We start from the raw sequence: 21,838 nt of genomic DNA, 5'->3' as shown, positions 1-21,838 counted from the left end.
CGTGAGCGCCGGCGAGGACTGCTCGTACCGCGCGCGGGGGCGCAGCCGCACCACCGAGCCCGAGCCGGCGACGCGGCGGGCCACCCGGTCGAGGAAGTCGCTCATGCCCCCACCAGGTCCAGGTAGGCGGCGCGGCGGGCCGGCGGCAGCGCCAGGATCTCCGGCTCGGTCCAGCCGAAGGCGGCGGCGAGCGAGGCCACCTCGCGCAGCAGATGGGGGGCCGCGTCGTCGACCGCGTCCCACAGGAGCGCGCAGACGTCGAGGACGCCGTCGACGGCCGCACCGCAGGACGGGCACGCGCAGACCAGCGCGGACAGCGCGTCCCCGGCCGCCCGGTCGAGGGCGTCCGCCACCCGCCGCCGCGACTCGTCGTCGAGCAGGTCAGCCGGCGCCGCGCACCGGGCGAGCATCGTCCCGGCGGGGTCGGCGCTGCCGGCCGCGGCGAGCAGGTCCCGCGTGGTCGGTGGTCGCACCGTGGCCGCGGGCTCGGTCGGCTGCTCGGCCACCGGCAGCAGCGCGACAGGCACCGCCACGTCGAGCCGTTCGCCGCAGGCGTCGCAGACCAGGACCACGTCGAGGGCGTCGTCGAACGACTCCTGCAGGCACCGCGCCGCGAGCCGCGCCAGGTCCGCGAGCGGCACGTCGACCAGCGCCTCGAGCTCGAGCCCGGACGCGGTGGCCAGGACCGCCGCCCCGCGCGCGACGTCCGGCACGGCGTGCGCGCTGCCCCAGGCGTCGAGCAGCACGGCGGAGGACCGGAGCCCGGCCCCGGTCACGGCTCGACGAACGACGGCTCCGTCGGCTCGGCCACGGAGTAGTCGCGTTCCCAGCCCTCGTTCTCCAGCTTGATGGTCTGGATGGCGACGGCGTTCGCGTTGGCGTCGAGCTCCGGCAGCGACTCGAACTCCGAGACCCAGCACCGGAAGACCTTGTAGGCCTGCGCCAGCTGGCCCGCCTCGTTGTAGACCTCGATGATGATGTCCTTGCGGAAGTCCTTCAGCGACGTCTCCGCACCGAGCCCCGAGCCGTAGTTCCAGACCTTGTTGGCCCAGCGCTCGAACTCGACGTCGTGGGTGACCCCGCGGCTGAGCGTGACGGCCTCGAACTCGGTGCGCCCCGGCGACTTCCGGCTGGTGCTCGGGTCGCCGCCGTGCCGGTGCTTGACCACCTCGGTCGTGCGCTTGAGCGACGTCACCTTGCTGATGCCCGCCACGTACTTGCCGTCCCACTTCACGCGGAACTTGAAGTTCTTGTACGGGTCGAACCTCGTGGCGTTGACCGTGAACTCAGCCATCGGAGCTTCCTCCTGGGGACGGGGTGGCCGGGGTCAGACGGCCGCGGGGGCCTTCTGCTGGATGCTGATGACGACGAACTCCGCCGGCTTGAGCGGCGCGAAGCCCACCTTGATGTTCACGACGCCCCGGTCGATGTCGTACTGGGTCGTGGTGTCGGAGTCGCACTGCACGAAGTACGCGTCGCGCGGGGTCCGGCCCTGGAACGCGCCGCGCCGGAACAGGTCCTGCATGAACGCGCCGAGCGAGGTGCGGATCTGCGCCCAGAGCGGCTCGTCGTTGGGCTCGAAGACCACCCACTGGGTGTTGCGGTAGAGCGTCTCCTCGAGGAACAGGGCCAGGCGCCGGACGGCGATGTAGCGGTACTCGTCGCCCAGGATGTCCGCGCCGCGCATCGTCCGCGAACCCCACACGACGGAGCCGACGCCGCGGAACGTCCGCAGGTTGTTCAGGCCGTCCGGGTTGAACAGCCCGTTCTCGTCATCGGTGAGCGTGTGCTCCAGCCCGTTGACGCCGACCAGCCCGGCCTCGAGCCCCGCGGGCGACTTCCAGACCCCGCGGTCGGCGTCCGTGCGCGCCATCACGCCGGCGACCGCTCCGGACGGGGCGAAGACGGACATCGCACCCCCGCGCGCGGGGTCGCCGTAGCGCAGCCGCGGGAAGAAGAGCGCCGCGTTGCGCGCGCCCGTCCCGGCGATGCCCGACCCGGTCACCCAGGTGGACAGGGTGGGGTGGTCGGTCGCCGTCGACGGCGGGTCGACCAGCAGGAACGCGCGACGGCGCACGCAGAAGGACAGCGCCTCGGGCCAGACCCCCGTCGGCACGTCGGACGAGGGCGTGGCGGGCGCGAGGCAGAGGATGTTCACCAGGTCCGCCCGCAGCAGGGACCAGAGCCCGGTCGTCGCGGTCTCGTCGCCGTAGTCGGCCTCGACGATGGCGTCGCCGTCGGCGCCCGCGGCGAGGCTGCCGCCCATGTCGGCCACCTCGTTGGGGCGGGACCCGGGCAGTGTCCCGGCCACCCGGACCAGGCGGGAGCCGGCGAGCACCAGGTCGACCCGGCGCGGGCCGTCGGCGACGGTGACGTTGACGTACGACTCGCGGGTCGACTCGTCGTCGCCCTCCTGCACCCGCAGGGTGAACAGGTCCGTCGGCTGCACGCCCTGGGCCGCCGCGATCGCCGTGGTCTCGACCGTGGGGTGCTCGACCTGGACCTTGAGGGCGTTGCCCCACGCCCCCGGACCCGTCGCCTCGAGCTCCAGGCCGCCCACGTCGCCGTGCGCGGTCACCGCCGTGTCCGCGTTGACAGCGCGCACGACGATCGCCTCGCCGCCACCGTTGAGGTAGAAGTCCCGGACCAGGTAGCCGAGCCCGTGGTCGCGCGACAACGGGCCGAACGTCCGCTCGAAGTCGCCCAGGCTGAAGATCGTCGTCGGCGCGTCGGCCGGACCGCGCGTGGCCGAGCCGACGAACGCGGTGATCGACGTGGCGACCCCCACGACCGTGCGGGACCCGCTCGGGATCTCGGTGACGTACACGCCGGGGTAGGAGGTCTTGACGGTCACGACTACTCCTCGGGGAGGGCTTCGTTGTCGCTCACCGTCGCGCCGGTCCGTCACCCGGTCGTCACCGACGCGTCACGCGCCGCCGCAGGCCGCGGGCGGGTGCGGGCGGCCAGGTTTGACGTGCGTGTGACGCCGGGGTGACGACGCGCCTGCGACCGTGCCACCAACCCAGCGTCGGGAGGTCTCCCATGGTCGAGATCGTGGTCAATGCGTCACTCGGGGTCCCCGGCGGACCCACGCTCCCCCTGGGGACGACGGTGGAGGTCGAGTCGTACGTGCTCGCCACCGTGGACCTCACGGAGGCCGCCGGCAGCGACCCGGACCGCACGGTCGACCTGCTGCCCGACGGCGGCACGGTGGCGCTGCTCGCCATCCGTGCCCACGACGCCAAGGGCAAGCCTGCCGACGTCACGGCCGAGCTCAAGGCCGGGGCGGCGACCGCCTCGGTGGAGGTGTCGGGCTCCCTGCTCGTCGCGAGCGAGGACGCCCTGGCGGCCATCGTCGCCACCGGCCCGCGGACCGTCGTGCTCACCAACGCCGGCACGGCGGCGATCACCGTCGACGTGCTCGCCGGCCACCGAGCCTGACGCGACCGTCCGGCCTACGCCGCCATCCCGTACGCGGACGCGCCGCGGGTGATCGTCGTGCCGTCGCGGACCACGTCGTCCGCACCGACCCGCGCGCGGGGCTCCACGACGACGAACTCGCCCAGCCGCGCACCCGAACCGATCCGGGCCCGGGCGCCCACCCGGGTGCCGCGCCCCAGGTGCACGTTGCGGTCGACGACGGCGCCGGCGCCCAGCACCACGTCCACGTCGACCCAGCTGCCGGGGCCCACGCGCGCACCGTCGTGCACGACGGCACCCGCCTCGACGTAGGAGGTCTCGGCCAGCCAGGCGCCCTCGTGGACGCGGGCGGCGGGCGAGACGAGGCCGCCGCCGTTCGCGTGCCGCATGTAACGGACGACCTCACCGAGGTCGTCCTCGAACTCCACCAGCCCCGACTTGCGCCGCGTCATCCTGCTCCTCACGATAGTCACCCTCGTTCTCAGGTGACATAACGAACGAGGGAGCCGGAGGATTCCAGCGGCGGATCCACCCCCTGCCAGACTCGCCGCATGATCGAACGGGTGCTGCCGCGCGGCGTCGAGGCCGCCGAGCACGCGGGTCCCCCGCTGCCGAGCCCGCTGGATCCCGCCGAGGAGGCGGGGGTGGCGAGCGCGGTGCCCGCGCGCCGCGCCGAGTACGCCGCCGTGCGGGCCTGCGCGCGCACCGCGCTGCGGCGGCTCGGCCTCGACGCGGTCGCCGTGCCCGCCGGCCCCGACCGCGCCCCCGAGTGGCCGCCGGGGATCGTCGGCAGCATGACCCACTGCGCCGGCTACCGCGCCGCCGCCGTCGCGCTCGCCGGCACGTGGGCCGGCGTGGGCATCGACGCCGAGGTCCTCGCGCCGCTGCCGCCCGAGGTGCTGGACCTCGTGATGAGCCCCGCCGAGCAGGCCGCCCTCGCGGGGACCGACCCGGCGCTCTGCCCGGACCGCGTGCTGTTCTCCGCCAAGGAGTCCGTCTACAAGGTCTGGTCCCCCGTGACGCACGCGTGGCTGGGGTTCGAGGACGTCGACGTGCGCCTCGGCGACGGCACGTTCGTCGCCCGGCTGCGACCCGCCGGGCTCGGCGTGCAGGTGCTGCACGGCCGGTGGGCGGTCGGGGACGGGCTCGTCGTGACCGCGGTCGCCCTCCCCCGCCCCTAGCCGGCCGGTCAGAACGCCAGGGTCCACCCCTCGCGGTGGGCGTCGGCGCCGGTGTACGCGACCCCGTCCACCTTGAGCCCGGCGGGGTCGAGGATGCTCACGAGGCCGCCGCCGTTGCCCAGCTGGACCGGCGGGGCCAGCTCGACCCGGGCGGCCTCCCCCGGACCGAGCACGGGCCCGGTCAGCACGACCCGGTTCTTCGCGGCGTCCGCCACCGCCCACCCGCTCAGGTCGATGGGCGCCGCCGTGACGTTGACCAGCGTGACCGTCTCGCGCTCGGGCGCCGGCCCCGGGCCGTTCACCATGGACGCCACCACCCGCACCCGCCGGTCCGTGACCACCGGCGCGGTGTCCCCCGGCAGCAGCACGGTCTGCAGCGCGTGGCCCGTGACGTCGTCGGTGTGCCACGCCTGCGACTGGAACGCCAGGAACACGGCCACCCACTGGTCGGCCGCGGCGTGGTGGAGCAGCAGCCCGCCGTCCTGCCACGGCCCGTCGTCGTCCTCGAACCGACCGCCGTTGCCCTGGTTCATGTGGATGTCGTGCACCCCGGCGCCGGGCAGGAACCCGAAGGCCTTGTCGGGGATGCCGGCCTCGGGCCCCCAGGGCTCCCCGAACAGGTACACGCGCGACTCCGGGTCCCGAACGGCGCGGCCGACGTGGTGGTCGAGGGCGTCGGCCAGGTCGTTGTCCGCGTCGGGCAGGTCCGGCGGCAGCAGGCGCATGGCCGCCCGGTCGAACAGGTTGCCCCGGATGAAGTCGAGGCCGCCGCCCTCGGGCCCCGGGGCGACCGGCGTCCATCCGCTGGCCAGCGCGGGCAGCCCCGCGCAGATCGGGTGGTGGAAGTCCTCGGACATGAACGTGAGCAGGTCCGAGGGCGTCTGCTGGGACTTGACGTTGATGGAGGCGCGGTACTGCACGCCGGCGTCGTCGGTCAGGTGCACCTGGAAGTGCGGGCTGTCGGGGTCGGACTCCCGCACGCCGGCGAGCGCTCGGGCGGCGAGGACTCCGTAGGCCTTGAGCGGCATGACGGTCTCCTGAGGGGTTCGGTCGGTCAGACGTGGGACGTGCCACCCGCCGTGGGAGCGGCGGACGCCGTCGACTTCCACGTCAGGGTCACCTTGAAGTTCGCGGTCGAGCTCGCTCCCGCGACGAAGGCGCCGACCTCGGCGCTCATCTGGATGCCGAACTCGACCTCGATCTGGTCGGGTCCGTCGACGGGCGAGCGCAGCTGCGCCAGCATCGCCCGGACCGCCGGCTGCACGCGGGACAGGGCGTCGTCGAAGGTCTGCTCGACCCGCTGCACCACGGCTCCGTCGCGCAGGCCGCGCGTGACCATGCCCGGCAGGTCGGCCCCGTCGTCGACCTGCACCACCACCTCGGCGCCGTCGGCCGTGCCGAACGTCAGCAGCTGCGTCATCGTCGTCCCCTCACGAGCCCGGATGGAGCGTGATCGTCGCGGCGAAGGCGCCGCTGTTGCCGGCGAGCCCGATGTCGTTGACGCCGAGGAACAGCTCGCCGTCGCGCGGGCAGACGTAGGTGACCCCGGTGCCGACGAAGAACGGGTCCTGCACGTCGAGGCTGCCGATCAGCCCCGCGGTGGGCGCATCGGGCAGCCCGACCACGTTGTACGCGTGGTAGCCGGGGTCCGCGAGACCCTCGGGCCCCACCCGCCCGGTCGCCGACTGCTCGTGCAGGATCGTCCCGCCGCCGACGATCTCGAGCGTGTCCCCCGCCAGGCAGGCCAGCAGCATGTCGGTCCACTGCTGCGTTGCCGGCACCTCGTGCTGGACGGTGACCACCGGGCGCGGGGTGACCACCGAGGTCGACGGCGACGGGTCGGTGGCGGCGTCCGTGTCCCCGTGGGGCAGCAGCGCCAGCACGGTCGCCAGTCCGCCCGACGCGACGAACGCGGCGATGCCGCCGCCGATGAGCGCGCGGTGGGACTTCTTCGTCGGGGCGGGCTCGTCGGCGCCCGGCGACGCGGGCTGCTCGACCGGGGGCGGCGGGACCGGCGGTGGAGCCGGCGGTGGGGCCGGCGCCTGGACCTCCGGCGCGGCGACCGAGGGAGTCGTGGTGGAGTCGAACTCGAACAGCCGCGTGTCCCCGCCGCGGACGTAGAGGACGGGCGTCACCCACTCGAGCGTGCCGCGCCCGGTGCCCAGGATCCCGATGCGCCCGCTGCGCACGGCCTCGTCCACGCTGCGACCGTGCGCGATCGCCATGTAGAACGACCGCGCGAACGCCACGGCGGCCACGTCGCTCACCGCGAACTGCATGGCCGCGACCGCGTGGATGCCGCTGCGGACCAGTGCCGCCGCGGTGCCGGAGAACGGGTCGACCGCGCCGACCGCGCCGGACTGGCACGAGTTGAGCACGACGAGCTGCGGGGTGACCTCGGCCTCGTCGAGCAGGTCGGCGAGGCTGCTGGCCTCCACGTAGTCCGCCCGGCCGTCCTTGCCGACGAACGCGAGCACCCCCTCGTCGGTGTCGGCGTCGTACCCGCCGTGGCCGATGAAGTGCAGCACGTGCCAGTGCCCCTGCAGCAGCGCCGCGTGCACCCCGTCCCAGGAGACGTCGTCGAGCCACGTGAGCTCGACGCGACCGGACGCGATGTGGGGGCCGAGCGCGGCCTCGAGCCGTTGCCGCTCGTCGTCCACCTCGAGCCGGGCCAGGCCGGACGGCGACGACACCATGCCGAGGATGCGCAGCGGGGGCTCGAGCAGGAGCGTGTCGGGCTTGAACGACGAGGGCGCCGGCACGTGCCGGACCAGCGGCTCCTTGCGGCAGACGTACGCGCCGGCCTCCGGGTCGAACAGCGTCTCCCACGGCACGCCCGCGAGCCCGGGCGCGGTGAGCCGCAGCAGCACCTGCAGGTCCTTGCCGCGCTCGCGGGCCACCCCGAGGCTGGCGCGGTACGCCCCGCCGACCGCGCCGGCGAACACCGACTCGAACAGCTGTGTGCCCATCGCGCGCAGCGGGGCCTCCCGGTCCCCCACCACCCGTCGTGCGGCGACCGCGGAGGCCAGCACCGTCGACTCGATCAGCGGCATGCCCGCCAGGAGCGCCGGGACGTCGAGCGTCATGGTGCCCTGCGGCTCGCCGCCCGAGACCGAGCGCAGCACCTGGACCGAGTAGGTCCCGGCCTCGGGCCCCTGCTCGATCTCGAGCTCGATCACGTCGTCCACGGCACGCCCCCTGCCGCGCTCGGCGCGCCGCTGCTGGGCGCCCGGTTCGCGGCCTTTGTCCTGCTCGCGCTCGACGCTACGCCGGGGGTGGCGGCGGGTCCACGACTCCGGCCAGAGTTCCCCCGCTCCGGGCCGGGACGGACTCGCGCCGACGGGCCGACCTACTCGCCGGTAACCGCGGCCGCCGGGGGCCGCGACGGGGGCCGCCGGGCGGCCGCCGACAGCGCGCTGACCTGCATGTTCACCGGGGGCCGTCCGCGGGCTGGACGGATGGCCCCGCGAGCCTCACACTTGCGCCTGCCCCCTTGGATGGTCCGGCCGCCGATGGCCGGGAAAGGACCCCCGGCCGTGCTGCGCACCGTCACCTCGCACCTGTCTCTGGACGTGCGCACCCCGCTCGAGATCCTGCTCTCCGTCGCCGTCGCGGACGGCGCCTACGACCGCTCCGAGATCCTCTCGGTGCGGCACGAGGACGGACCCCTGGACGTCGCCGAGATCAAGATGGCGCACGGCGGCCGCATGCACCGCGTGCTCGCGCCCGCCGGCCGGCTGGTGGTCGACTACCAGGCCACCGTCACGGGCCAGGCGGACCTGCCGGCCATCGAGGACGTCGACCTGGTCGAGTACCGCCGGCCCAGCCGCTACGCCGAGTCCGACCGCCTGCTCGCGTTCGCGCGGGACCAGTTCAGGGGCATCGAGGGGCCCGAGCTGCTCGACGCGGTCGTCGCGTGGGTCACGGGCCACGTCACCTACCTGTCGGGCTCGAGCCTGCCCACCGACGGTGCCACCGACACGCTGCTCAAGCGGCGCGGCGTGTGCCGCGACTTCGCGCACCTCGTCGTCGCCCTGCTGCGCGCCAAGGACGTGCCGGCCCGCCTCGCGTCCGTCTACGCGCCGGGCCTCAAGCCCATGGACTTCCACGCGGTCGCCGAGGCGTACGTCGACGGCGCCTGGCACGTGGTCGACGCCACCCGGCTAGCCCCGCGCGAGTCGCTCGTCCGGATCGCCACCGGGCGCGACGCCACCGACACGGCGTTCCTCTCCTACTACGGCGGCCAGCTCTCGATGCGGGCCATGACGGTCACCGCCGCGGTGCACGCAGTCCTGCCGGCCGACGACGGCACGGGGCTCGTCGCGCTGCGCTGACCAGGTCGACCCGCTACACCGTCAGCCCGACCAGGGCGCCGACGCCGTAGGTCACGGCCATCGCCACCGATCCCCCGAGGACGTTGCGCACCACCGCGCGCCGCGGCTCGGCGTCGCTGAACCGGGCCGCCACCAACCCGGTCACCACGAGCGCCACCACGACGGCGGCGAACGTGGCCGGCACGCGCGCGGCCCCCCACGGCGCGAGGACGACGAGCAGCGGGACGATGCCGCCGACGAGGAAGGCGCTCAGCGACGCGATCGCGGCGTGCCAGGGGTTGGTCAGCTGGTCCGGGTCGTCCTGGACGACGAGGGTGGGCAGCACGCGGCCGCGGCGCAGGGCGGCGCGCTCGGCGTCCCGCTGGCTGCTCACCGACACGTACTCGCCCGCGGCCATCGACAGGGCCCCGGCCACCAGGGCCGCGATGCCCGCCACCGCGATCGTGCTGACGGCGGTGGCCGCACCGGCCACGCCGAGCACCGTCGCCGCCACGGAGACGATGCCGTCGTTGGCGCCGAGCACGCCCGCGCGCAGCCAGTTGAGGCTCGCGACGGTCGGGGCCGGGCGCTGGGTCGCAATCGTGGTCACGGGTCCACGGTAGGACGCGACCGGCGGTCTGTCATCGAAGCAAAGCCTGCCCTGACCTGCAGCGATGCAGGAAAGCCTCACCTACCTCAGGCGCTCTCCCGCAGGTTCCGGCGGCGACCCTCGACCTCGACCAGCTCGGCGAACGCGGCCTGGTAGGCGGCGGGGTCGGCGTCGGCGTCCATGCGCTGCAACCGGCCGCGCAGGTCCGCGATGTGCCGCGTGAAGCCGATCTCCACGAGCCGCAGCACGACGCCCTTGACGTAGCCCTCGAGCGCCTCGGGCCGGTCCTCGGGCAGGGGCGCCACCGCGAGCTCGGTGACGAGGGCCCGCACGGGCTCGGCAGCCTCCTCGATCACGGCGCCCACCCACCCGGTCGACCCGCCCGAGGCCTGCAGCAGGGGCCGGGCGACCGCCAGTCCGCCGGCGGCCCGGATGGCCTCGTGCACCGCGCGGTAGGCGGGCGCACCGAACGCGTCGGAGGGGAGCTCGTCGAAGTCGGCGGCGACGAGGTCGGGCCGCTGGAGCACCACCTCGAGCGCCGTCCGCTCGATCTGCGCGACCGGGTCGCGCCGGTCCGGGACGGGCATGCGCGCGACGGGCACGGCGACCGGCTCGGACGACGGGCGCTCCGTGCGGGGGGCGGCCGGTCGCGTCGAGGTCGACGCCCCCTGCACGGCCCGGCGCACGGAGTCCTGGTCGTCGATGCCGAGCCAGCCCGAGAGCAGGCGCGTGTACTCGGGCCGCAGGCCCGCGTCGCGGATGCCCGCGACGATCGGGGCGGCGGCGCGCAGGGCGCCGATCCGGCCCTCGGCGGTGCGCAGGTCGTAGGACGCCAGGGTCGAGCGGATGACGAACTCGTAGAGCGGCGTCCGGCCGGCCACGAGCGCGCGGACGGCGTCGGGACCCTTCGCCTGGCGCAGCTCGCACGGGTCCATCCCCGACTTCTCGACCGCGACGAACGTCTGGGCGGAGAACGACTGGTCCTCGCCGAACGCCCGCAGCGCGGCCTTCTGACCTGCGGCGTCGCCGTCGAAAGTGAAGATGATCTCGCCGCCCACCGAGGCGCCGGACGCGAGCTGGACCCCGCCGGACGACCCCGAGTCGCCGATCAGCCGCCGCACGATCCGCGCGTGGTCGGACCCGAACGCGGTGCCGCAGGTGGCCACCGCGGTGCCGACGCCGGACAGGTGCATGGCCATGACGTCGGTGTACCCCTCGACGACGACCACCCGCTTGTCGCGCTGCAGGTCCCGCTTGGCCAGGTCGATGCCGTAGAGCACCTGCGACTTCTTGTAGAGCGGCGTCTCGGGGGTGTTCAGGTACTTGGGGCCCTGGTCCTCCTCGAACAGGCGGCGGGCACCGAAGCCGACGGTCTCCCCCGTCACCTCGCGGATGGGCCACACCAGCCGGCCGCGGAACCGGTCGTACACGCCGCGCTGCCCCTGGCTGACCAGCCCCGACAACGTGAGCTCGGCCTCGGTGAACCCCCGGCCGCGCAGGTGGCGCATGAGCGAGTCCCAGCCCTGCGGCGCGAACCCGACCCCGAAGTCGGCCGCGGCCGTGCGGTCGAAGCCGCGCTCCGCGAGGAACTGCCGCCCCGCCGCGGCGGCGGGCGTGCTCAGCTGCTCGCGGTAGAACTCCTCGGCCACCTTGTGGGCCTCGATGAGGCGGCGCCGCTTGCCCGGCTCCTCGCCGGGGCGCGGGGCGCCGCCCTCCTCGTACCGCAGCTGCAGCCCGACCTTGCCGGCCAGGTACTCGACGGCCTCGGAGAACCCCAGCCCGTCGACCTTCTGCACGAAGTCGATGACGTCGCCGCCCTCGCCGCAGCCGAAGCAGTGGTACCGGCCGACCTGGGGTCGCACGTGGAACGAGGGCGAGCGCTCGTCGTGGAACGGGCACAGGCCCTTCATCGACCCGACGCCCGCGGACCTCAGCGTGACGTGCTGCCCGACGATCTCCTCGATGTGGGCACGCTCGCGGACCGCCTCCACGTCCTCCCGCCGGATCCGTCCTGCCACGCGAGGAGTCTAGGCGTCGGCGGTGACGCCGAGGACCCGGTTCACAGCAGCACGCCGGGTCCGCCGTGGCGGGGCGGGTGAACCAGCCGGGCGTGCAGCTCGGCGGCCGAGACGTCGGTGAGGGAGGCCACCTGGTCGATGACCACGCGCAGCCGGGCGGCGTCGTCCGCGGCGTCCGCCCAGTCCGCCGCGAAGGGCGGCTCGAGGGCGATCGGCGCGCGCTCCGACAGCACGTGCACCAGGTCCACGAGCACCTCGCGCTGGCGGTGGTAGAGCGGCTCGAGCTCGCGCGGCGCCATCACGTAGGCGACGGCGAGGCCCTTGAGCACGAGGATCTCGGCCAGCGTCTCGTGCGGCACGATCAGGTCGGCGCCGTACCGCGTGAGCGGGCCCGGGCCGTAGACCTCGCGGGTGGCCAGCTGGGACGCCTTGGCGAACCTGCCGATCAGCTGGCTGGTGGAGTCCTTGAGCGACGCGAGCGCCCCGCGGGAGCCGTCGAAGCCCGGCCGCCACAGCTGCGCGGCCACCAGCCGGTCCATGGCCTCCTGCAGGCCGTCCGCGGTGACCGCGTCGCCGTACCAGGTCTGCACCGCCTCGACCACACGCTCGCGCTCGACGGGCACGCCGAGCACCTCGAGGTCGAGGCGCCCGCCCACGACGGCGTCCTCCACGTCGTGAACCGAGTACGAGATGTCGTCCGCCAGGTCCATGACCTGCGCCTCGAGGCACTTGCGGCCGCCGGGCGCCTTCTCGCGCAGCCACTCGAACACCGGCAGGTCGTCCTCGTAGACGCCGAACTTGTGGGTGGGCCGGCCGCTCGCCGCGCTGACGGGGCCCTGCAGGTGCCGCCAGGGGTACTTCACCGAGGCGTCGAGGCTGGCCCGCGTGAGGTTGAGGCCGACCGCGCGACCGTCGGGGCCCACGACCTTGGGCTCGAGCCGCGTGAGCAGCCGGAGCGTCTGCGCGTTGCCCTCGAACCCGCCGATGCCCTTGGCCAGCTCCGCCAGCGCGCGCTCGCCGTTGTGGCCGAAGGGCGGGTGGCCCAGGTCGTGCGCGAGGCAGGCGGTGTCGACGACGTCGGGGTCGCAGCCCAGCACTTTGCCGATCTCGCGGCCCACCTGCGCCACCTCGAGCGTGTGGGTCAGCCGGGTGCGCACGAAGTCGTCCGACGACGGGCCCAGCACCTGCGTCTTGGCGCCCAGCCGGCGCAGCGCCGACGAGTGCACGAGCCGCGCGCGGTCGCGCTCGAACGCCGTGCGCTCGCGCGACTTGACCGGCTCCTGCACCCACCGCTCCCGGTCGGCGTCGACGTACCCGTCGAGGGCCCCCTCGATCTCCCGGGCTGGGTCCAGTGCGGTCACGGGGCCAGCGTAACGATCACGCCAGCCTCCAGACCTGCACCCCCGGTCCGTCGCCCGGCAGCGTGAGGCGGTCCGGGTGCACCCCGAGGTCGCCGCCGCCGTACAGGTTCTCCGGCGCGGCTCCCGCCGCGAGGAGGTGCCGCGGCAGGTCCGCCCCGTCCCACGGCCCGCGCGCGACGAGCACGAGCACCCGCTCGTCGACGGTCTCGCGCAGGTACGCCACCGCGTCCGGGCTCACGACGGCCCAGCGCATCCCGCCCTCGCGCAGCGCCCGCGAGCCTCGGCGCACGGCGATGAGCGCGCGGTAGATCTCGAACGTGGCCTGGTCCCAGCGCGGTCCGCCGCCTGCGTCGATGTCGTGCCACGGCATCGCGACCCGGGAGTGCTCACCGTTGGTGCCGGTCAGGCCGCCCTCGTCGCCGGCGAACATCGCGGGCGTCCCGGGGTAGGTGAACAGCAGGCCGGCGGCCAGCTCCACGCGCTCGCGCGTGCCGACGACGGTCCGCAGGCGCGCGGTGTCGTGCGAGCCGAGCATGTTCCACTGGTGGGTGGTCACCGCCCACGGCACCGTCGAGTCGAAGTCGCGCATGGTGTCGACCATCGAGACGCCGTCGCGCCGCGGGATCGGCACGGGCATGCCGAGGAAACCCAGGTCCAGCGAGGGGTCCACCAGCCACGTCCACACCGGCCGCGTGAACGCCGAGTAGTTCATGTTGGCGTGCCAGCCGCCGGCCGCCAGGTCCGTGCCGGCGTCGTGGAAGTGCTCCGAGACCAGCACCGCCTCGGGGTTGAGGGCGTGCATCGTGCGGCGGATCGTGTGCGCCACCTGCAGCGTGAGGTCGTCGTCCGCGTACCGGCCCGTCATGTTCGCGACGTCGATGCGCCACCCGTCGAGCGCGTACGGCTCGACCAGCCAGCGCCCGATCACGGAGTTCGGGCCGTCCACCATGCGGTGCGCGAGCGCGGGGGCGTTGTAGTTGAGCTTGGGCAGCGACGCGTGCTCGAGCCACCCGACGTAGCCGAGCTCGTCGTCGGTCCAGTAGTAGAAGGACGCCTCCTCGCTCGACCGGTCCGCCTGCGCGCGCCCGAACCACTCGTGCCCCGCGCCGGTGTGGTTCGTCGTGAGGTCGCCGAGGATCCGCATGCCCCGGCCGTGCACCGCCCGGCTCAGGGACGCCAGCGCCGCGTCGCCCCCCAGCAGCGGGTCGACGACGTCGAACGTGCTCGCGTCGTAGCGGTGGTTGGACCGGCCGGGGAAGACCGGCGTCAGGTAGAGCGTGTCGACCCCCAGCCGCTGCAGGTGGTCGAGCCGCTGCTCGACCCCTGCCAGGTCGCCCCCGAAGTACTGCTGCGCGACCCCGCGCCCCTCCCCGATGGGCTCGTCGTCCCAGCGCGCGGGCAGCGCCCAGTCGGGCAGCGGGCCGGCGGGCGGGCCGTCGTGACCGGACGACCGCGCGAACCGGTCCGGGAACACCTGGTAGACCACCGAGGTGTCCATCCAGGCCGGCGCCGGGTCGTGCACGGTGAGCCGGAAGTCCCCGGCGTCCGGCACGTCGCGCGCGTGCAGGCCACGCCCGTTCAGCCAGCGGTAGCCGCCCGGCTCGTCCAGCAGCACCCGGTAGCCCGCGACCGGGTTGTGCACCGGCACCTCGCCGACGTACCAGCGGGCGTCCTCGTCGACCCGCTCGAGCCGGGTCGGCACCATCCGCGGCTCCGCGTCGCGCACCGTGCGCAGCCAGACCGCGCGCTCGGAGCCCGACGCCGGCACGCGGACCCGCACCGGGACCACGTCGCCGAGCCGCGGCGTGGCGCGCCGGACGTACAGCTCGGACCCGTCGTGGTGCGGCTGGTCGAGCAGGTGGCGCACCGGGCTCATCCCTTGACGGACCCGGCGATCAGCCCGCCGACGATGTACTTCTGCAGGGCGAAGAACAGGATGATCACGGGGATGGCGGCGAGCACGGCTCCGGCCGCGAACACGCCCCACCGGGCCGTGCGCTCGTCGGCGGCCCAGGTGTAGAGACCCAGCGCGACCGTGTAGTTCTCCTGCCGGCCCAGCACCACGCGGGCGATGAGGATCTCGCCGTAGGTCGAGATGAACGAGAGCAGCCCCACCACGGCGAGGATCGGCGTCACCAGGCGCAGGATGATCGTCCAGAAGATCTGGGCATGGGTCGCGCCGTCGATCTTGGCGGCCTCGTCGAGCTCCCGGGGCACGGTGTTGAAGAACCCGTACATGAGGAACGTGTTCACGCCGAGCGCGCCGCCCAGGTAGACCAGGATGATCCCGAGCGAGCTGTTCAGGCCCAGCGCGGGGAACACCTTCCCGAGCGAGAGCAGCAGCAGGAAGATCGCGACGAACGCGAGCGTCTGCGGGAACATCTGGATGATCAGCAGGCTGGTCAGCGTCCCGCGCCGGCCGCGGAACCGGAACCGCGAGAACGCGTACGCCGCCGCCGCGCCCATGAGCACCGTGCCGATCCCCGTGACGGTCGCGATGACGAGCGAGTTGCCCAGCCAGCGGGGGTACTTCGTGGTGGTCAGCGTGGAGAAGTTCTCGGTGCTGATGGTGCGGAACAGCTGGTTCGAGCCCGTGAGCGTGCCGCCCGGGTTCAGCGAGGCGGACACCAGGTACACGAACGGCAGCAGGCAGATGACGATGGCCACGATGGCCACGACGTGCCGCCACCCGACCTCGCGCCACCAGCGCATGCCCTTGGGGCTGAACTGCTCCGTCGACGTGACGGTCCGCTTCTCGACGGTCGTGGCGGTGGTCATCACAGCTCCTCGAGACGACGGGTCCGACGGAAGCCTGCCCAGGAGATCGCACCGACGATCAGGAAGATCATGATCGACAGCGCGCTGGCCAGGCCGTACTGCTTGAGCCCGCTCTCGAAGGCCACGGAGTAGACCATCGAGATGAGGATGTCGGTGTGGCCGACCAGGATCGGCGTGCCCTGGAAGTTCGGCCCGCCGCCGGTCAGCAGGTAGATGAGCGTGAAGTTGTTGAAGTTGAACGCGAACGACGCGATCAGCAGCGGCGCGACCGCGACCATCAGCAGCGGCAGCACGATCGAGCGCTGGATCCGCGCGGCGCCCGCGCCGTCCATGCGCGCCGACTCGATGACGTCGCCGGGGATGGACTGCAGCGCCCCGGTGCACACCAGGAACATGTACGGGAAGCCCAGCCACAGGTTGACGCCGATGATCGAGAGCTTGGCCAGCCACGGGTTGGTCAACCACGGGATGTCGGCGCCGCCCAGCAGCACCTCGTTGACGAACCCGAACCGCTGGTTGAGCAGCCCCCGCCACACCAGGGCGGAGATGAACGCCGGCAGGGCGTAGGGCAGGAGCAGCAGGGAGCGGTAGATCCGCCGGCCCTTGACCCGCGGGTCGTTGAACACGACCGCGAGGAACAGCCCGACGACGAAGCACGTGAGGACCGACAGGATCGCGAAGGCGAACGTCCACACGAGGATCTCGAAGAACGGTCCGGCGATGCGCGAGTCGGTGAAGAACGCGGTGAAGTTCTCGAAGCCGACGGTCACGCGCCAGCCGGGCAGCAGCACGGTGCCGTCCTCGGCCACGAAGTTGCCGTGGTCGGACGGCGAGTACACCGTCCCGGTCGTCTGGTCCGTCATCGTGTCCGCGGACGCGTCGTAGACCATCGTCGACTCGTAGATGTACCCGGTCGACCCGTCCTGGGTGCGCAGCGAGCCGTCGTTCGGGTCGTTCGAGACCGGGACCCGCAGGTTGGTGATCGCCTCCTGCTGCTGCGCGATCTGCGCGAACTGCAGGACGTCGTAGCCGGGGACCGCCGTGACCTTGCCTGCCTCGACCGTGGCGTCGGGCGCCGGCTCGAGCGGCTTGTCGGCCGTCCCCACCTGCGCCTCGTCGTCCTGCACGATGGCGAACCCGAGGTTCCCGTCGCGGGTGACCACGGTGAGCGGGTAGCTGGGCGAGCCCTCCACCCGGCGCTCGTTCTGGACGAGGATCGACTCGATCGCGTCGGACTTGTTCGAGTTGTGGCCGTCGCCGTAGTTGGTGAAGGCGATGTACCCCGTGTAGGCCATGGCGAACAGCTGGTACACGAGCAGGAACAAGAGCCCGGGCACCAGGTACTTCGCGGGGAGCATGCGCCGCGAGAAGTAGACCCAGTTGACGACGACCAGCGCGAAGACGAGGAACCCGACGATCGCCCACGAGCTGACCGCGGCGGCGGCGAGGATGCCGTACACGCCGAGCGCGTCGACGAGGGCCACGAGCAGGAGCTTGGCCACGAAACCCGCGGAGAAGCTCCGCGCGTGGGAGTCGCCGGAGCGAGCTCGGCGGGGGACGTCCGCGGGGGGCGGCTGCGCCCCCTGGGAGACGACGTCCTGCGTGGTCTGCTGGTCCGTCATGAGGTCCTCCGTGCTGCGCGTCGTCGCGCGGCGACAGGGCGGGGCGCTGCCCGCGGTGGAGCGTGGGACGTACTACGACTTCGACCGACGATCCGATCCTGGCAGCGGTCGGATCGTTCGGCCCGGCGACGGCTCGCCGGGGCCCCGTGCGGGACCCCGGCGAGCCGGTCGATCGGCGTCAGCCGGCGTCGATCGCGCCCTGGATGTTCGCCGTCATGGTGTTCCACGCGCCGGCAGGGTCAGCGGCCTGGCCGCCGATGATCTGCACCTCGGTGGTGCCCCAGAAGCTCCAGACGGAGCCCATCTCGGGGATCGAGGGCATCGGCGCGCCGGTGGCCCCGGCCTCGTTGAAGCCCGCGAGGATCGGGTCGTCGACCTTCGCCGCGGCGGTCTTGAGGGCCGGCAGGCGGCCACCCGCCTTGTAGAGCTCGGTCTGGACCTTCTCGGTGGTGAGGAAGTTGGTCACGAACTCGTTGGCCAGCACCGGGTTCTTCGACTTCGCGGAGATGAAGGCGCCCTGGACGCCGACGAACGGCTTGGCCTCCTCGCCACCGGCGCTCGGGACGGGCAGGACCGTGATGTCCATGCCGGCGTCCTTGAACGCCGTGGTGTTCCACGGCCCGGTGATGATGTACGGCGCCTTGCCGTCGAGGAACGCCTGCTTGGCCTTGTCGCCGTCGATGGCCGGGTCGAGAACCTTCTCCTGGCCGAGCTTCTGCAGGTAGGCCGCGAACGCGTCACCCTGCGCGCCGCCGAGGGCGAGCTCGTTGGTGTACGAGCCGGTGCTGTCCTGCTTGAACACGGGGGCGCCGAACGACGTCTGCAGCGGGTACAGGTGGTACGCGTCGCCCTGGTCGCCCTGCTGGATGAGGACCGAGAACTCGGTGCCGGCGCTCTTCGCCTGCGTGACGAGGTCGTCGAACGTCGTCGCCGTGGTGTCCTTGAGCAGCGCGTTGTTGCGGACCAGCGCGATGTTCTCGATCGCGTACGGCACGCCGTACTGCTGGCCGTCGTAGGTGAACGCCGTGACGGCCGACTCGAGGAAGCCGTCGGCCTTGTCGCCGAGCTCCACCGGAGCGACGACACCGTTGTTGACGAACTCACCGGTCCAGTCGTGCGCGCCGATGATGACGTCCGGGCCCTCGCCCGTGGGGACCTGCGAGACGAAGTCGGTGCGGATGTCGCCCGACACCTTCTGCACGAGGTCGACCTTGACGCCGGTCTCCGCGGTGAACTCGTCCACGATCGGCTTCATCACGTCGATACGGGTCTCGTCGACCCACATCGTGAGGGTGCCCGTGAGGGCGGCGCTCTCGCTCGGGGCGGCCGACGAGTTGTCGCCGCTGTCACCGGAACCTGAGCACGCGGTGAGCGTCAGCGCGAGGCCGAGCGTCGCCGCGACGACAGGGATGCTCCGTCGCATCGTCATCTCCAAAGAGGTCTGTGGGGTATGCCCGCGTGCGGCGGTATCCCCACCGACGCTGGCCTGATAAGGGCGAAGTTAGCGTCGTTGCCACAGCGCTTGCAAGTCGTTACGGTAACTTTCAGGCAACGGTTCCAGCGGGCCTCGACGCGCACCGCGGTGACCTTCATGAACGACTACGGACGAGGAGGTCCGGTGTCCCCTACGCTGCCGCCTGTGCGCACCCGTCTGACGGATCTGGCCGAGCAGGCCGGCGTCAGCACGGCCACGGTGTCTCGGGTCCTCAACGGCAAGCACGGCGTGTCGGCCCAGGCTCGTCAGGCCGTGCTGGCGGCCCTCGACGTGCTCGGGTACGAGCGACCCGAGAAGCTGCGCACCCGGTCCGCCGGCCTGGTCGGCCTCGTGGTCCCCGAGCTGTCGAACCCCGTCTTCCCCGCGTTCGCGCAGGTCATCGAGACGATGCTGACCGAGCGCGGGTACACGCCGCTGCTCTGCACGCAGTCCCCGGGCGGCACCACGGAGGACCAGTACGTCGAGATGCTGCTCGAGCACGCGGTCGACGGCATCGTCTTCGTGTCCGGCCTGCACGCCGACACGACGGCCAGCAAGGAGCGCTACCACCGGCTGCGCAGCCGTGGGATGCCGATCGTGCTGGTGAACGGGTTCGCCGCCGGGGTGGACGCCCCGTCGGTCTCCACCGACGACTCGGCGGCGCTCGACCTCGCCTTCCGGCACCTGGTCTCGCTCGGCCATCGCTCGATCGGCCTCGCCATCGGCCCCGAGCGGTTCGTGCCGGCGGCGCGCAAACGGGTGGAGTTCGCGATCAACCTGGAGCGCCACCTCGGGGTCACCAGCGAGGACGGCCACGTCGTCACCACCCTGTTCACGGTGGAGGGGGGCCAGGCGGCCGCGCTCGACCTCATCGACTCCGGGCACACCGCGATCATCTGCGGCTCGGACCTCATGGCCCTGGGCGCCATCCGCGCGGCCCGCTCCCGCGGGCTGTCCGTGCCGGGCGACCTGTCGGTGGTGGGCTTCGACGACTCCCCGCTGATCGCCTTCACCGACCCACCGCTGACCACGGTGCGCCAGCCGGTGCTCTCGATGGGCCACGCCGCGGTCTCGGCGCTGGTCTCGGAGATCAACGGGACCCCGGCGTCCCGCACCGAGCTGAAGTTCCACCCCGAGCTCATCGTCCGCGGCTCCACGGGGGCCGCCCCCGCGCTGACCTCGGTCGCTGTGACCACCCAGGCGTCCGCCGTACTCTGATCGACCGCGGGCCCGTGCGGCCCCGTTCGGCAACGGCGCCTCCCCCTGTCTAGACCCCCCGAAGTGAGGCATGCCCGCATGACGACGACCGACACCCGACCCCTGCGCACCCTGGTGCACGCCCCCGGCTCCCCGGACGGCGAGTGGTGGCGGGATGCCGTGATCTACCAGGTCTACCCGCGCTCCTTCGCGGACGCGTCCGGCGACGGCATCGGCGACCTGCCGGGCGTGACCTCGCGCCTGGAGCACCTCGCCGAGCTCGGCGTCGACGCCGTGTGGCTCTCGCCGTTCTACCGGTCCCCGCAGGCCGACGCCGGGTACGACGTCGCCGACTACCGCGACGTCGACCCGCTGTTCGGCACGCTGGCGGACTTCGACGCGATGCTCGAGCGCGCGCACGGCCTCGGCCTCCGCGTGATCGTCGACCTGGTGCCCAACCACACCTCCGACGAGCACGAGTGGTTCCAGGCCGCGCTGGCCGCCGGCCCCGGCTCGCCCGAGCGGGCCCGGTACCTGTTCCGCGACGGCCGCGGCGTGGACGGCACCGAGCCGCCCAACAACTGGCAGTCGATCTTCGGCGGACCGGCCTGGACCCGCACGACGGACGCCGACGGCACGCCCGGCGAGTGGTACCTGCACCTGTTCGACTCCCGGCAGCCCGACCTCGACTGGGAGCACCCCGAGGTCCGCGCCGAGTTCGAGGACGTGCTGCGGTTCTGGCTCGACCGCGGGGTCGACGGCTTCCGCATCGACGTCGCGCACGGCATGGTCAAGGCGCCCGGGCTGCCCGACTGGGACGGCCACGTCTCCATGATCGAGGGGTCCGACGACGTCGAGGCCACGGACACCGTCTCCGGCGCCGGCAACCAGGGCCCGATGTTCGACCAGGACGGCGTGCACGACATCTACCGTGCCTGGAACAAGGTGCTCGCCGAGTACCCCGGCGACCGCGCGCTGGTGGCCGAGGCCTGGGTGGAGCCCCTCTCCCGGCTGACGCGCTACGTGCGGCCCGACGAGATGCAGCAGGCGTTCAACTTCGCGTTCCTGGCCACGCACTGGGACGCGCCGGCGCTGCGCACGGTCGTCGAGGCGTCGTACCGCGCGGCGGACGTCGTCGGCGCGCCCACCACCTGGGTGCTGTCCAACCACGACGTGGTCCGGCACGCCTCGCGGCTCGGTCTCGCCGAGCCGGGCTCGCGGCCCAACGGCATCGGGCACGGCGACGAGCAGCCCGACGAGGCCCTCGGCCTGCGCCGTGCGCGCTGCGCCTCGCTGCTCATGCTCGGCCTGCCCGGCTCCGCGTACCTGTACCAGGGCGAGGAGCTCGGGCTGCCCGACCACACCTCGCTCGACGACGACCTGCGCCAGGACCCGGCGTTCTTCCGGACCGGTGGCGCCGAGCGCGGTCGCGACGGCTGCCGCGTGCCCCTGCCCTGGGCCTCCGACCAGGCCGGGTTCGGGTTCTCCCCCACCGGCGTGACCTGGCTGCCGCAGCCCGCGGAGTGGGCGTCGTACGCGCTCGACGCGCAGCGCGGCGTCGCCGGCTCGACCTACGAGACCTACCGGGCCGCGCTGCAGCTGCGGCGGGAGTCGGGCCTCGGGTCGGGCGGCATGGAGTGGCTGCACGGCCTCGGCGACGACGTCATCGCGTTCGTCAACCGGGACGTGCTGGTCGTCGCCAACCTGGGCGCCGACCCGGTGGCCCTGCCCGCCGGCGCCGAGGTGCTGCTCGCCTCGATCGACCCGGCAGCCGACGCGGACGGCTCGGTGCTGGTCCCGTCCGACGCCACCGTCTGGGCCCGACTCAGCGCCTGACCCCGCACGCGGACGGCCCGTCGAGCAC

At 73.2% G+C, this 21,838-nt stretch carries 19 protein-coding genes; 5 read left to right on the top strand and 14 right to left on the bottom strand.

Translation table 11 applies throughout. The features are described 5' to 3' along the window. Positions 1 to 101: 101 nt before the first annotated feature. The 3 genes from AB5970_RS16135 to AB5970_RS16125 are packed head-to-tail and all read right to left on the bottom strand — an operon-like array spanning position 102 to position 2,854. Positions 102 to 776: a hypothetical protein gene (locus AB5970_RS16135; protein ID WP_370504967.1), complete on the bottom strand. Its 675-nt coding sequence runs from the start codon at positions 774 to 776 to the stop codon at positions 102 to 104. Continuing rightward, positions 773 to 1,294: a phage tail protein gene (locus tag AB5970_RS16130; protein ID WP_370504966.1), complete on the bottom strand. Its 522-nt coding sequence runs from the start codon at positions 1,292 to 1,294 to the stop codon at positions 773 to 775. The genes AB5970_RS16135 and AB5970_RS16130 overlap by 4 nt, the downstream gene beginning before the upstream one ends. Before the next feature lie 33 nt (positions 1,295 to 1,327). Continuing rightward, entirely contained in the window at positions 1,328 to 2,854 is a 1,527-nt protein-coding gene (locus AB5970_RS16125; RefSeq protein ID WP_370504965.1) for a phage tail sheath family protein, read from the bottom strand. A 200-nt stretch (positions 2,855 to 3,054) separates the two neighbouring features. On the opposite strand from AB5970_RS16125, the gene AB5970_RS16120 reads away from it, so the two are divergent. Continuing rightward, a complete protein-coding gene (locus tag AB5970_RS16120) occupies positions 3,055 to 3,441 on the top strand; it encodes a hypothetical protein (RefSeq protein ID WP_370504964.1) in 387 nt (128 codons plus the stop codon). 14 nt (positions 3,442 to 3,455) lie between these two features. Here AB5970_RS16120 and AB5970_RS16115 read toward each other — a convergent pair whose 3' ends face one another. Then, entirely contained in the window at positions 3,456 to 3,884 is a 429-nt protein-coding gene (locus tag AB5970_RS16115; protein ID WP_370504963.1) for a transferase, read from the bottom strand. 87 nt (positions 3,885 to 3,971) lie between these two features. Between AB5970_RS16115 and AB5970_RS16110 the strand changes: the two genes are divergently transcribed. Further along, complete coding sequence (locus tag AB5970_RS16110) at positions 3,972 to 4,601, top strand: 4'-phosphopantetheinyl transferase family protein (protein WP_370504962.1); 630 nt, start codon at positions 3,972 to 3,974, stop codon at positions 4,599 to 4,601. Between the two features lie 8 nt (positions 4,602 to 4,609). On the opposite strand, the gene AB5970_RS16105 is transcribed toward AB5970_RS16110, so the two are convergent. The 3 genes from AB5970_RS16105 to AB5970_RS16095 are packed head-to-tail and all read right to left on the bottom strand — an operon-like array spanning position 4,610 to position 7,789. Beyond that, positions 4,610 to 5,629, bottom strand: coding sequence for a DUF2278 family protein (locus tag AB5970_RS16105; RefSeq protein ID WP_370504961.1), 1,020 nt, complete (start codon positions 5,627 to 5,629; stop codon positions 4,610 to 4,612). 26 nt (positions 5,630 to 5,655) lie between these two features. Beyond that, positions 5,656 to 6,021 (bottom strand): CU044_2847 family protein, encoded by a 366-nt coding sequence (locus tag AB5970_RS16100; protein ID WP_370504960.1) that lies wholly within the window; start codon positions 6,019 to 6,021, stop codon positions 5,656 to 5,658. A 10-nt stretch (positions 6,022 to 6,031) separates the two neighbouring features. Next, the gene (locus AB5970_RS16095) at positions 6,032 to 7,789 is read right to left on the bottom strand and encodes a CHAT domain-containing protein (protein WP_370504959.1); all 1,758 of its coding nucleotides are present in this window, start codon (positions 7,787 to 7,789) and stop codon (positions 6,032 to 6,034) included. Positions 7,790 to 8,137: 348 nt separating this feature from the next. On the opposite strand from AB5970_RS16095, the gene AB5970_RS16090 reads away from it, so the two are divergent. After that, a complete protein-coding gene (locus AB5970_RS16090; protein WP_370504958.1) occupies positions 8,138 to 8,935 on the top strand; it encodes a transglutaminase-like domain-containing protein in 798 nt (265 codons plus the stop codon). A 13-nt stretch (positions 8,936 to 8,948) separates the two neighbouring features. Here AB5970_RS16090 and AB5970_RS16085 read toward each other — a convergent pair whose 3' ends face one another. From AB5970_RS16085 to AB5970_RS16055, 7 genes are all read right to left on the bottom strand, one after another. Next, entirely contained in the window at positions 8,949 to 9,524 is a 576-nt protein-coding gene (locus AB5970_RS16085) for a VIT1/CCC1 transporter family protein (RefSeq protein ID WP_370504957.1), read from the bottom strand. An 86-nt stretch (positions 9,525 to 9,610) separates the two neighbouring features. Further along, a complete protein-coding gene (dnaG, locus tag AB5970_RS16080; protein WP_370504956.1) occupies positions 9,611 to 11,542 on the bottom strand; it encodes a DNA primase in 1,932 nt (643 codons plus the stop codon). Positions 11,543 to 11,583: 41 nt separating this feature from the next. Beyond that, positions 11,584 to 12,903, bottom strand: a complete 1,320-nt coding sequence (locus AB5970_RS16075) for a deoxyguanosinetriphosphate triphosphohydrolase (RefSeq protein ID WP_370504955.1) — start codon at positions 12,901 to 12,903, stop codon at positions 11,584 to 11,586. A gap of 16 nt (positions 12,904 to 12,919) precedes the next feature. Next, positions 12,920 to 14,779, bottom strand: coding sequence for a glycoside hydrolase family 13 protein (locus AB5970_RS16070; protein WP_370504954.1), 1,860 nt, complete (start codon positions 14,777 to 14,779; stop codon positions 12,920 to 12,922). Then, positions 14,776 to 15,681 (bottom strand): sugar ABC transporter permease, encoded by a 906-nt coding sequence (locus tag AB5970_RS16065; RefSeq protein WP_370504953.1) that lies wholly within the window; start codon positions 15,679 to 15,681, stop codon positions 14,776 to 14,778. The genes AB5970_RS16070 and AB5970_RS16065 overlap by 4 nt, the downstream gene beginning before the upstream one ends. After that, complete coding sequence (locus AB5970_RS16060; protein WP_370504952.1) at positions 15,681 to 17,303, bottom strand: ABC transporter permease subunit; 1,623 nt, start codon at positions 17,301 to 17,303, stop codon at positions 15,681 to 15,683. The genes AB5970_RS16065 and AB5970_RS16060 overlap by 1 nt, the downstream gene beginning before the upstream one ends. 178 nt (positions 17,304 to 17,481) lie before the next feature. Beyond that, positions 17,482 to 18,726, bottom strand: coding sequence for a sugar ABC transporter substrate-binding protein (locus AB5970_RS16055; protein ID WP_370504951.1), 1,245 nt, complete (start codon positions 18,724 to 18,726; stop codon positions 17,482 to 17,484). Between the two features lie 168 nt (positions 18,727 to 18,894). Between AB5970_RS16055 and AB5970_RS16050 the strand changes: the two genes are divergently transcribed. Both AB5970_RS16050 and AB5970_RS16045 read left to right on the top strand, forming a co-directional pair. Further along, positions 18,895 to 19,995: a LacI family DNA-binding transcriptional regulator gene (locus AB5970_RS16050; protein ID WP_370504950.1), complete on the top strand. Its 1,101-nt coding sequence runs from the start codon at positions 18,895 to 18,897 to the stop codon at positions 19,993 to 19,995. 78 nt (positions 19,996 to 20,073) lie between these two features. Next, positions 20,074 to 21,810, top strand: a complete 1,737-nt coding sequence (locus AB5970_RS16045; RefSeq protein WP_370504949.1) for a glycoside hydrolase family 13 protein — start codon at positions 20,074 to 20,076, stop codon at positions 21,808 to 21,810. Positions 21,811 to 21,838: the final 28 nt, after the last annotated feature.

The sequence above is a fragment of the Cellulomonas sp. ICMP 17802 genome, assembly GCF_041295535.1.
GTDB lineage: Bacteria > Actinomycetota > Actinomycetes > Actinomycetales > Cellulomonadaceae > Cellulomonas.
Note: the sequence above shows the minus strand (reverse complement) of the source record. Positions and strands in the feature narration are given on the sequence as shown.